Consider the following 10,480-nt stretch of genomic DNA (forward strand, 5'->3'; position numbering starts at 1 on the left):
CCCGCACCGTCAAGGCCATCGTGAAGGACATCCCCTCCCGGCTCACCCTGGACGACCTGTCGCTGCACCCGCACCCCGGACAGCTCGCCGCCAACGACATCGGCCGGGTGAAGATCCGCACCGCCGAACCGCTGCCCGTCGACTCCTACGCCGACTCCCGGCGCACCGGGTCCTTTCTGCTCATCGACCCCGCCGACGGCACCACCCTCACCGCCGGCATGGTCGGCGCCTCCTCCACCGCGCCCGAACCGGTCCGCACCGAGAGCGCGGACGACGGGTGGGACCTGTGACCGAGGTCCGGGGACGCACCGGTCCACCGCTTCCCGGCCGGGGCCCGGCCGACATGTCCGACGCGCCCGGCCGGCCGTGACCGCCGGGCCACCGAGAGGAACACCTGCCGTGTCCGCCACCACCCCTGTGCGCCGCACCCTCGCCGCCCTGGCCACCCTCGCGCTGCTGCTGCTCGCCGGCTGCGGCTACGGCTCCCGGGCCGCCGATCGGGGCGCGGCGCAGGCCGTTCCGCGAGCGCCCCTGACCGACGGTCTGGACTCCGTGCGCATCGGCTACTTCGCCAACGTCACCCACGCCACCGCACTGGTGGCCCACCGCAAGGGCTTCCTCCAGAGGGAACTGGGCGGCACCCGCGCCCGGTACGCCGTGTTCGACGCCGGCCCCTCCGAGATCGAGGCGCTGCACGCGGGCTCGATCGACATCGGCTGGATCGGCCCCTCCCCCGCGATCAACGGCTACGCGAAGTCGGGCGGCACCAGCCTGCGGATCATCGGCGGCTCGGCCTCCGGCGGCGTGAGACTGGTCGTCGACCCGAGGAAGATCAGGACTCCGGCCGACGTCGAGGGCAGGCGGATCGCCACCCCGCAGTTCGGCAACACCCAGGACGTCGCCTTCCTCCACTGGGCCGCCACACAGGGCTGGAGCATCGACCCGATGACCGGCAAGGGTGACGTCACCGTCGTCCGCAGCGACAACAAGGTCACCCCGGACGCCTTCCGGGCCGGCGCCGTCGACGGTGCCTGGGTGCCGGAGCCGACCGCGTCGAAACTGGTCGCCGAGGGCGGAAAGGTGCTGCTCGACGAGGCGTCCCTGTGGCCGGGCGGACGGTTCACCACCACGCACATCATCGTGTCGCAGACGTTCCTGAAGAAGCATCCGAAAGCCGTCGAGGCCGTGCTGCGGGCGTCCGTGGCGACCAACCGGTGGATCAAGGCCCACTCCGAGGAGGCCAAGGCCGCCGCGAACGAGCAGATCGCGCGCGACGCCGGCAAGGCGCTGCCCGCCGAGGTCATGGCCCCGGCCTGGGCGTCGCTGGAGATCACCGACGACCCGCTGGCCGCCACCCTCGCCGCGCAGGCCGACCACGCCGTCCGCGCCGGCCTGCTCCAACGGCCCGACCTGCGGGGCATCTACGACCTCACGCTGCTGAACAAGGTCCTCACCGCCGGGGGCGGGAGGCCGGTCGACGACGCCGGGCTCGGCGTCCTTCGGTGACCTCGGACGACGACCACGGAACAGGAGGTGACGACCATGACCATGACCACACCGCTCGCCCAGGCCGCCACGACCGCCGCAGCCACCGCGAACACCGGCGCCACCGCGTGGGCCGCGCGCATCGAGCACGTCTCGAAGTCGTTCCCCGGCCCCGCCGGGCAGCAGCTCGTCCTGGACGACATCAGCCTCGACATCGCCCCCGGCGAGTTCATCACCCTGTTAGGCGCCTCGGGCTGCGGCAAGTCCACCCTGCTCAACCTGGTGGCCGGGCTCGACCGCCCCACCGCCGGGTCGGTCACGACCGACGGCCGCCCCGCGCTGATGTTCCAGGAACACGCCCTGTTCCCCTGGCTGACCGCCGGCCGGAACATCGAACTCGCCCTGCGCCTGCGCGGGGTACCCCGCGGCCGTCGCCGCGAGCGGGCCGAGGAACTGCTCGAACTGGTCCGTCTGAAGGGCGTCCACGGCAAGCGGGTGCACGAGCTGTCCGGCGGTATGCGCCAGCGCGTCGCCCTGGCCCGCGCCCTCGCCCAGGACAGCCGGCTGCTCCTCATGGACGAGCCCTTCGCCGCCCTTGACGCCATCACCCGTGACGTCCTGCACGACGAACTCACCCGCGTCTGGGCCGAGACCGGGGTCTCCGTGCTGTTCGTCACCCACAACGTCCGCGAAGCCGTCCGCCTCGCCCAGCGCGTGGTGCTGCTGTCCTCCCGCCCCGGCCGCATCGCCCGCCAGTGGACCGTCGGCATCCCGCAGCCGCGGCGCATCGAGGATGCCGCCGTGGCAAAACTGTCCGCCGAGATCACCGAGGAACTGCGTGGGGAGATCCGCCGCCATGGCCGCCACTGACACCGCCCCGCGCGCCGACGACGGCGACCTGGCCGGCCTGGAAGCGGGCCTGGACGCCCTGGAGGCCTCGCCCACGGTCCGCACCCCGCTGCGGCGGCTCCTCACCGACAAGATGCTGCCGCCCGTTCTCGCCCTCACCCTGGTCCTGGCCGTCTGGCAGGCACTGGTGTCCTTCCGGATGGTCGACGACCCGGCCAGGCTGCCCGCCCCCGCCGACGTGTGGTACGTCCTGCACGACGCCTGGCTCCAGGGCACCCTGCTCGGCTACATCTGGACCTCCGTCTCGCGCGGTCTGCTCGGTTTCCTCCTCGCCCTCGCCCTCGGCACCCCGCTCGGACTGCTGGTGGCCCGCGTCCGGTTCCTGCGAGCGGCCGTCCGGCCCGTCCTGTCCGGCCTGCAGTCGCTGCCGTCCGTCGCCTGGGTGCCACCCGCCGTGATCTGGCTCGGGCTGAACAACCGCATGATGTACGCCGTCGTCCTGCTCGGCGCCGTGCCGTCCATCGCCAACGGGCTGGTCTCCGGCATCGACCAGGTGCCCCCGCTGTACCTGCGCGCCGGCCGCACCCTGGGCGCCACCGGCCTGAAGGGCACCTGGCACATCACCCTGCCCGCGGCCTTGCCCGGCTACGTCGCCGGGCTCAAGCAGGGCTGGGCGTTCTCCTGGCGCTCCCTCATGGCCGCCGAGATCATCGCCTCCTCCCCCGACCTCGGCATCGGCCTCGGCCAACTGCTGGAGTACGGCCGCAACGCGAGCGACATGGCCATGGTCTTCGAGGCGATCGTGCTCGTCCTCACCGTCGGCGTCGCCATCGACCTGCTGGTCTTCAGCCCGCTCGAACGCCGGGTCCTGCGCAGCCGCGGACTGCTCGTGAAGGGCTGAGCCACGCCTCGAGCGGGGCTCGACGCATCGTCCGCCGCTCCTTGAGACAGGTCGCCCACTGTGGCGGTGAAAGGTTGACCGGCGAACGGAGACCGAGATGCGAGCACGGCGCCCACCCGGCCTGATCAGGTCCCTCGGCAGGAGCCTCGGCGAAGGCGTCATGTGGATGGGGTTCGGCTGGTTCGCGATCCATCTGCCGCACCCCTGGACGGGATACGTGATCCCGCCCGGCGAACAGCCGTGCCTGCCCCCGCTGCCGCAGGAGGAGATCGCGCGGCGGCTGGATCTGCTGGAAGAGGTGTGAGCACCCGCCGCGGCAGTCGCGCCCGCCCACCGTCCTGACCCGACCGAACCGAAGGAGACCAGGGGTGACCACCACCGGGTCGGCCGCTGCCCGCCATCCCGTGCAGATGCGCCGCATACTCAAGCTGTTCCGCCCGTACCGCACGAGCCTCATGTCCGTCGCGTTCCTGGTCGCCGGGTCGTCGCTGGTCTCCCTCGTCAACCCCTTCCTGATCCGTCACATCATCGACGTGGCGCTGCCGCAGGGCAGGACCGGCCTGCTGACCCTCCTCGCCCTCGGCATGGTCGCCGTCGCCGTCGCGAACAGCTCGTTCAACGTGTGGCAGACCTACCTGTCCGCCAAGGTCGGCCAGCTCGTCATGCACGACCTGCGCACCGCGGTCTACTCCCACCTCCAGCGCATGTCGCTGGCCTTCTTCACCCGGACCCGCACCGGCGAGGTCCAGTCGCGCATCGCCAACGACATCGGCGGGATGCAGGTGACGGTGACGACCACCGCGACGGCCCTGGTGTCGGACGTGACGACCGTCATCGCCACCGTCACCGCCATGGCCCTGCTCGACTGGCGGCTCACCCTGGCCTCGCTGGTCGTCCTGCCCGGCTTCGTCTGGGTCAGCCGCCGCGTCGGCGACGAGCTGCGCGTACTGACCCGCTCCCGGCAGCGCCAGTTCGCCGACCTGTCCTCGAACGTGCAGGAGTCGCTGTCGGTCAGCGGCATCATGCTCGGCCACACGATGGGCCGTTCGCGCTCCCTCAGCGACGCGTTCGCCGAGCAGTCCCGCAAGCTCACCGACACCGAGGTCCGCGCGAGCACGGCCGGCCTGTGGTACCAGTCCACGATCTGGGTCGTCATGGCGGCCATGCCCGCGGTGATCTACTGGGTGGCGGGTCTGACCGCGAGCGGCGGGCACATGGCCGTCTCCATCGGGGAGCTGGTCGCCTTCGCCACCCTCCAGCAGATCCTGTTCCGGCCCGCGCAGCGCCTGCTGACCATCGGCCTGGACATCCAGAGCTCACTGGAGTTGTTCGGCCGCATCTTCGAGTACCTCGACCTGCCCGTCGACGTCGCCGAACCGGAGCGGCCCGTGGTGCCGGCGCGGCTGCGCGGCGAGGTGCGGCTGCGCGGCGTCGGCTTCCGCTACGCCGGCGCCGAGCGGCCGACGCTGGACGGCATCGACGTGACCGTGCCCGCCGGCCGCAGCCTCGCCGTCGTCGGCGAGACCGGCTCGGGCAAGACGACGCTGAGCTATCTCATCCCGCGCCTGTACGACGCGACGTCCGGCAGTGTCACGATCGACGGCATCGACGTGCGCGACCTGTCCTTCGACACCCTCGCCGCCGCCGTCGGGGTCGTCTCCCAGGAGTCGTACCTCTTCCACGCCACCGTCGCCGAGAACCTGCGCTTCGCCAAGCCCGACGCGACCGACGAGGAGCTGGTCGCCGCGGCCCGGGTGGCGCACATCCACGACTACCTGATGTCCCTGCCCGACGGCTACGACACGGTGGTCGGCGAGCGCGGCTACCGCTTCTCCGGCGGGGAGAAGCAGCGCCTGGCCATCGCCCGCGCCATCCTGCGCGACCCGCCGGTCCTGGTCCTCGACGAGGCCACCAGCGCGCTGGACACCCGCACCGAGCGGGCCGTGCAGCAAGCCATCGACGCGGCGAGCGCCGGCCGTACCACCATCACGGTCGCGCACCGGCTTTCGACGGTCCGCAACGCCGACGAGATCATCGTGCTGGTGCGGGGGCGCATCGCCGAGCGCGGCACCCACGAGGAGCTGCTCGCCCTCGACGGTCACTACGCCGCCCTCGTCCGCCGCGACAGCGAGATGGCGGTCGTCTAGCCGCGGCAGGAATGCGGCGTCCGCGCAGCTCAGGGCGGTGAGGCGAGCGGTCTGGACGCCACTTCGAGTGGCTCTGCATCGGCCGTGCCTACCATCCGGCGAATGGAGACTGCGTCTGCCGAAACACCGGACTCACCCCTGATGAAGCGGCGCACCCTGCTGCGCGGCGGTGCCGTGGCCGGACTGGGTGCCCTCATGTCCTCGTACACCGCCGTCGCCGCGCCGAAGGCCCCGGGCGCCGGCGCCGCCGAGCCGTCGGCGGACCGGCTGATCCTGGCCAAGTTCAAGGATCCGCTGCGCATACCGCCGGTGCTGCGGCCCGCCGGCCGGGGCGGGCACGACGAGCTGACCGTGCGCATGCGCACCGCCGACGTCCTGGTCCACTCCGACCTGCCGCCGGTGCGGATGTGGACGTACGAGGGCAGCTATCCGGGCCCCACCATCGAGACGGTGCGCGGCCGCCGCCTGCGGGTGGCCTGGGAGAACCATCTGACCGGCACCCTCCCGGTCACCGCCGTCGACTTCGGGCAGCCCGGCGGCCCCTCGCCCGACCCGCTGTCCAACTATCCGGGCACGGAGGGCTGCCGGGAGGTCCCCGGGGTGGCGGACCTCGAGCCGTGGGCCGCGGTGCACCTGCACGGCATGCTGACCGGCGGCGGCAACGACGGCTGGATGGAGAACCTGGTCGCGCCCGGTGACGTGCAGCTGTCGGCGTACCCGAACGACCAGGCCGCGACGACGCTCTGGTACCACGACCACACCCACCACGTGAGCCGCTTCAGCGTGTACGCCGGTCTCGCCGGGCTGTTCGTCCGCCGCGACGAGGAGGAGCGGGCGCTGGGCCTGCCCAAGGGCCGGTACGAGGTGCCGCTGGTGCTCAGCGACCGCAACTTCGCGCTGGACGCCTCCGGCGCGCTCACCGGGCGGCTGGTGCACAAGGTGGAGATGGTCGGCACCAAGCTCATGCGGACCCACGCCGCCCCCTACACCCTGGTCAACGGGGTGATCTGGCCCTACCTGGAGGTGGAGCCGCGCTGGTACCGGTTCCGCATCGCCAACACCGCCAACTCGCGGATCTACCGGCTGATGCTGCTGGCCGACGGCGAGCCCGTCCCCGGGGCCTTCCAGGTCATCGGCACCGACCAGGGCCTGATCGACACGCCCCTGCCCGTCGAGGGGGCGCTGAACCTCTCCTCCGGCGAACGCGTCGACGTGCTGGTCGACTTCAGCGCGTACCGCGGCCGCTCCCTGAAGCTGGTCAACACCATGGAGGGCGTGCCGCCCGGCTCCTCCAGCACCCGGCACGACCTGCTGGAACCCGACGTGATGCAGTTCCGCGTCGCCGCCCGCGGGTCCGCCGGCCGGTTCACACCGCCCGCGGTGCTCTCGCCCACCTTCGAGCGGCCCTCCCACCACGACCTGCCCCACGACGGCGCACCCCGGTGGGTGGTGATCGTCGGTCCCGGCACGGAGAACGTGCCCGAACTGTGGGAGATGGAGGAGGTGACGGACACGGCCGGTATCACCTTTCCCGCCGCGGGGATCGTCCAGGTGCGGGACGCCGAGGGCACCCTCACGACGCTGCGCAGGACGGCCCTGCACTACGACGACGGGCGGGCCTTCACCGTGGCGCACGGCAGCACGGAGATCTGGAAGTACCTCAACCTCGCCGCCTCCCCCCACCCCATGCACATCCACCTGGCCCATTTCCACGTGCTCTCCCGCGAGCACTACGACGTGACCGGCTTCGACCGGACCGTCCGGGGCACCGCCCGGCCGGCCGCCTACCTGCGGGCCGGGGAGCTGGAGCCGCACGAACGCGGTCTCAAGGACACCGTCCGGGTGGGGGCCGCGGGGGAGATCCGCCCCGGCCCGAACGGCACGCCGGGCGAACTGGTCACCGTCGCCGTGACCTTCCCCGTCGTCGGCAGAGGGGTCCACCACTGCCACATGCTGGAGCACGAGCAGCACATGGTGCGCCCCCTCGTGGTCACCCCCGCCGCCCACGGCCACATGGGCGGCCACCACTGACGGCGGGCGGAAACACACCGAGTGCCCGCGGCGGTGGTCGGCGCGGGCACTCGGGGTGCGGTGGAGCCGGCGGCGGGCGGTGCCGTACGCGGCGAAAGCCTGGGCCGCTGGCCGGCGACGCGGTCAGGCGGCCTTGCGGATGATCTCCACGGGGTTGGAGTCCAGCAGCGTCCGCACAGCCTCCTCGCCGCCGGCGACGTCCAGGTCCATGTCGTGGAGGCGGCCGATGACGTTCTGCACCACGGTCTCCGGCCGGGTCTTCTCCGTGCCCTCCCAGACCAGCTCCGGGAAAACGGTCAGATAGACCTTGTCGTTGCCCTGGCTGTAGATGTTCACTTCCATGACGTCACGGAGAGCCATCCGGGCTGCGTAGATCAGGTTGTTCATGTGCCACCGACTTTCGGTATCCGGTTTCTGAGGCTTCCTGGCCACACGTACCGACCACATGATGGTCAGCTGCCGAAGGGTGCGCAACGACGCGCGGAGAATACTCCGTTCAACTGCGGGAAATCCGCGATCGAACGGGACTTGAAAATTCCGGTGTTTGACAGGAAAAGGCCGCGCTGCGGACCATCGGGAGTGCTCGCAAATGCTGCAGGCCGCGTCCAACGAAAAGCATCCGGAGTGCCATGAAAATCCTGTTCATTACCACGGGCAGCCAGGCCACCTACTATGCCGCTGCCCCGCTGGCGACGGCCGCGCGCAATGCGGGCCACCAGGTCATGCTGGCCGCCCACGAACCGTGGGTGGAGACCGCGGAGGCCATCGGCCTCCCCACCTTCTGCTTCACCGTCGACCCGATCCGCCACTTCATGCGGATCAGCAACCCGGGCAAGGGGCTGCGCTTCCCCCGGGAGCTGGGCGACGAGGAGATGATCGGGCAGGGCCGCGGCTTCGCCAAGATGGGCCTGGCCGGGGTGGAGTCCCTGCTGGAACTGGCCAAGGACTGGACCCCGGACGTCGTCGTGGGCAGCTCCCAGAGCTACGCCGCGATGCTGCTCGCCGCCCACCTGAAGGTCCCTTACGTGCGCCACGTCGAGTACCTGGGCATCCCGCTCACCGGTATCGACCCCGGCGCCGAGCTCGAGCTGCGGCCGGAGATGGAGCGCCTCGGCGTGGACGGGCTGCTCAAGCCCGACCTGCTCCTGGACTCCACCCCGCCGTCGCTGCGGCCGGCCCACGACCCGGCCGCGCAGCCGATGCGTTGGATCCCCAGCAACCCGCAGCGCCGGCTGGAGCGCTGGATGTACACCCGCCCCGAGGGCCGCAAGCGCGTGGTGATCACCTCCGGGTTCCGCAGCCTGATGTTCCGCGACCCGGGCTGGTCCATGCCGCTGCTGGTCAAGGAGCTCGACAAGCTGGGCGCCGAGGCGCTGATCGCGGCGAACCCCGGTGCCGTCGAGCGGTTCGGCGCCGAGCTGGGCGACGCACGTGTCGGCTGGATCCCGATCGACGTCACCGCCGCCACCTGCGACCTGGCGGTCCACCACGGCGGCGCGACCACCGCCACCACTCTCATGGCCAACGGGGTGCCCCAGCTGGTCATCCCGGAGAACCCGCCGGAGTTCCCGCCGAACTACCACCGGGAGGCCATCGCCAAGGCCATCACCGACTTCGGCGCCGGCAAGACGCTGTGGCCGCAGGCGCAGGAGCCGGACAAGGCGCCGGGCGAGGTCATCGCCGCGGCGTGCCGGGAGCTGCTGGAGAACCCCAGCTACACCGAGCGGACGCAGCTCCTCGCCAAGGAGATCTCCACCCTGCCCACGCCCGCCGAGATCGTGCCCAAGCTGGAGGCGCTGGTCTGACGGCCGTACGCCGGCCCCGGCGAACGCCGGTCGCCCTGGGACCGCGGAGGACCGCTCCGTCGGGCCCAGGGCGACCGGCGTTGTGCGTGCGGACGGAAGGCAGGGAAGGGCGGCCGGGCCGGGGCCCGGCCGCCGCGTCAGCGGGCGACGAGCGCCTCGATGTCGCGCAGCACCTCGTCCGGGGTGGGCAGCGCCGCGGTCTCCCGGGCCAGCGCCCGTGTCCGCTCGGCGTACCGGGGATCGCCGAGGACCTCGCGGCAGCCCGCGACGACCGCCTCGCCCGGCTCCTGCCCCGCCGGCGGCCGGTGCGGGTCCGCCAGGATCGCGGCGCCGAAGCCGCTGACGGCCTCCGCGACGGCCTTGCCGTAGCCGTTGTCGGGCACGATCAGCTGGGGGACGCCCGCGTTGATCAGCGTCATCGCCGTCGTGGCGCCGCCGTGGTGGACCGCCAGGTCGCAGGTGGGGGCGACCACGTCCAGCGGAATCCAGCCGATGCGCACGTCCCCCAGCTGGGCACCGTAGCGCTCGGCCGCCTCGGGCAGCGCCGCGATCAGCACCTCCACGCCCGCCCCGGTCAGCTCCTCCACCAGCCGGCGCAGCGAGCTGCCCGGGGTGTCCAGCACCAGGTTGCGCGTACCCGCGGTGATCAGGGCCCGGCGGCGGCCCTCGGGCCGGGTGTACATCCACGGCTCGACCCGGCGCTGGGTGACCCGGGGCACCCAGCGCATCGACCGCGCGGCGGGGGCGCCGGGCGGGCGCAGCGACGGCGGGCACAGGTCGATGAAGAGGTCGGGGTCCGGCAGCTCGGTCAGTCCCAGGCGCTCCAGCTGCGGCTGGAGTTCCGCCACCGCCGTGCGGTCCCGGCGCGCCATCGGCGCGATGTGCCAGATGTGGCGGACGTAGGGCACCTTCAGCCGGGCCGCGAGCACCCGCGGGACGTGGGACAGGCCGCCGACGACCAGATCGGGGCTCCACTGCCCGGTCAGGTCCAGCAGTGCGTCGATGCGGGCGGCGGCCGTCATGCCGTCCTGGCCGTAGCGCATGCGCTCGGCGGTGATGCAGACCGCGGGGAGCCCGACGGACTGTGCGGCCGCCATCAGCGGTTCGTCGGCCGCCAGCAGGACCTCGTGGCCGGCGTTGCGGGCGGCGGCGGCGAGCGGGGCGACGCCGAAGACGGCCGCCTGGCTGCCACCGACGGTGAACAGTATTTTCATGGCTGTCGCACTTCTTCCGTTGGGGGGCAGGGGGTCTGCGGGGGGCGG

The 10,480-nt window shown here is 72.2% G+C and carries 10 protein-coding genes; 8 read left to right on the top strand and 2 right to left on the bottom strand.

Features of this window, described 5'->3' with window-relative positions:
• From MTQ10_RS21875 to MTQ10_RS21905, 7 genes are all read left to right on the top strand, one after another.
• A partial coding sequence (locus MTQ10_RS21875; protein ID WP_441351003.1) for an elongation factor 1-alpha C-terminal domain-related protein occupies positions 1 to 290 on the top strand: 290 nt, incomplete at its 5' end.
• Positions 291 to 399: 109 nt separating this feature from the next.
• Positions 400 to 1,506 (top strand): aliphatic sulfonate ABC transporter substrate-binding protein, encoded by a 1,107-nt coding sequence (locus tag MTQ10_RS21880; protein WP_247471084.1) that lies wholly within the window; start codon positions 400 to 402, stop codon positions 1,504 to 1,506.
• Between the two features lie 42 nt (positions 1,507 to 1,548).
• Positions 1,549 to 2,355 carry an ABC transporter ATP-binding protein gene (locus MTQ10_RS21885; RefSeq protein ID WP_247471113.1) on the top strand — a complete coding sequence of 269 codons (807 nt, stop codon included), beginning with the start codon at positions 1,549 to 1,551 and terminating at the stop codon, positions 2,353 to 2,355.
• Positions 2,342 to 3,235 (top strand): ABC transporter permease, encoded by an 894-nt coding sequence (locus tag MTQ10_RS21890; RefSeq protein ID WP_247471086.1) that lies wholly within the window; start codon positions 2,342 to 2,344, stop codon positions 3,233 to 3,235. The genes MTQ10_RS21885 and MTQ10_RS21890 overlap by 14 nt, the downstream gene beginning before the upstream one ends.
• Positions 3,236 to 3,332: 97 nt before the next feature.
• The gene (locus MTQ10_RS21895; RefSeq protein ID WP_247471101.1) at positions 3,333 to 3,539 is read left to right on the top strand and encodes a hypothetical protein; all 207 of its coding nucleotides are present in this window, start codon (positions 3,333 to 3,335) and stop codon (positions 3,537 to 3,539) included.
• Positions 3,540 to 3,645: 106 nt separating this feature from the next.
• Positions 3,646 to 5,382, top strand: coding sequence for an ABC transporter ATP-binding protein (locus MTQ10_RS21900; protein WP_247471114.1), 1,737 nt, complete (start codon positions 3,646 to 3,648; stop codon positions 5,380 to 5,382).
• A 102-nt stretch (positions 5,383 to 5,484) separates the two neighbouring features.
• Complete coding sequence (locus MTQ10_RS21905) at positions 5,485 to 7,413, top strand: multicopper oxidase family protein (protein WP_247471104.1); 1,929 nt, start codon at positions 5,485 to 5,487, stop codon at positions 7,411 to 7,413.
• Between the two features lie 123 nt (positions 7,414 to 7,536).
• Here MTQ10_RS21905 and MTQ10_RS21910 read toward each other — a convergent pair whose 3' ends face one another.
• Entirely contained in the window at positions 7,537 to 7,773 is a 237-nt protein-coding gene (locus MTQ10_RS21910; protein WP_247471106.1) for a hypothetical protein, read from the bottom strand.
• Between the two features lie 269 nt (positions 7,774 to 8,042).
• On the opposite strand from MTQ10_RS21910, the gene MTQ10_RS21915 reads away from it, so the two are divergent.
• Positions 8,043 to 9,218, top strand: a complete 1,176-nt coding sequence (locus MTQ10_RS21915; RefSeq protein ID WP_247471108.1) for a glycosyltransferase — start codon at positions 8,043 to 8,045, stop codon at positions 9,216 to 9,218.
• 137 nt (positions 9,219 to 9,355) lie between these two features.
• On the opposite strand, the gene MTQ10_RS21920 is transcribed toward MTQ10_RS21915, so the two are convergent.
• Positions 9,356 to 10,432 carry a glycosyltransferase gene (locus MTQ10_RS21920; protein WP_247471110.1) on the bottom strand — a complete coding sequence of 359 codons (1,077 nt, stop codon included), beginning with the start codon at positions 10,430 to 10,432 and terminating at the stop codon, positions 9,356 to 9,358.
• Positions 10,433 to 10,480: the final 48 nt, after the last annotated feature.

The organism is Streptomyces sp. XM83C (assembly GCF_023072675.1).
GTDB lineage: Bacteria > Actinomycetota > Actinomycetes > Streptomycetales > Streptomycetaceae > Streptomyces > Streptomyces thermocoprophilus.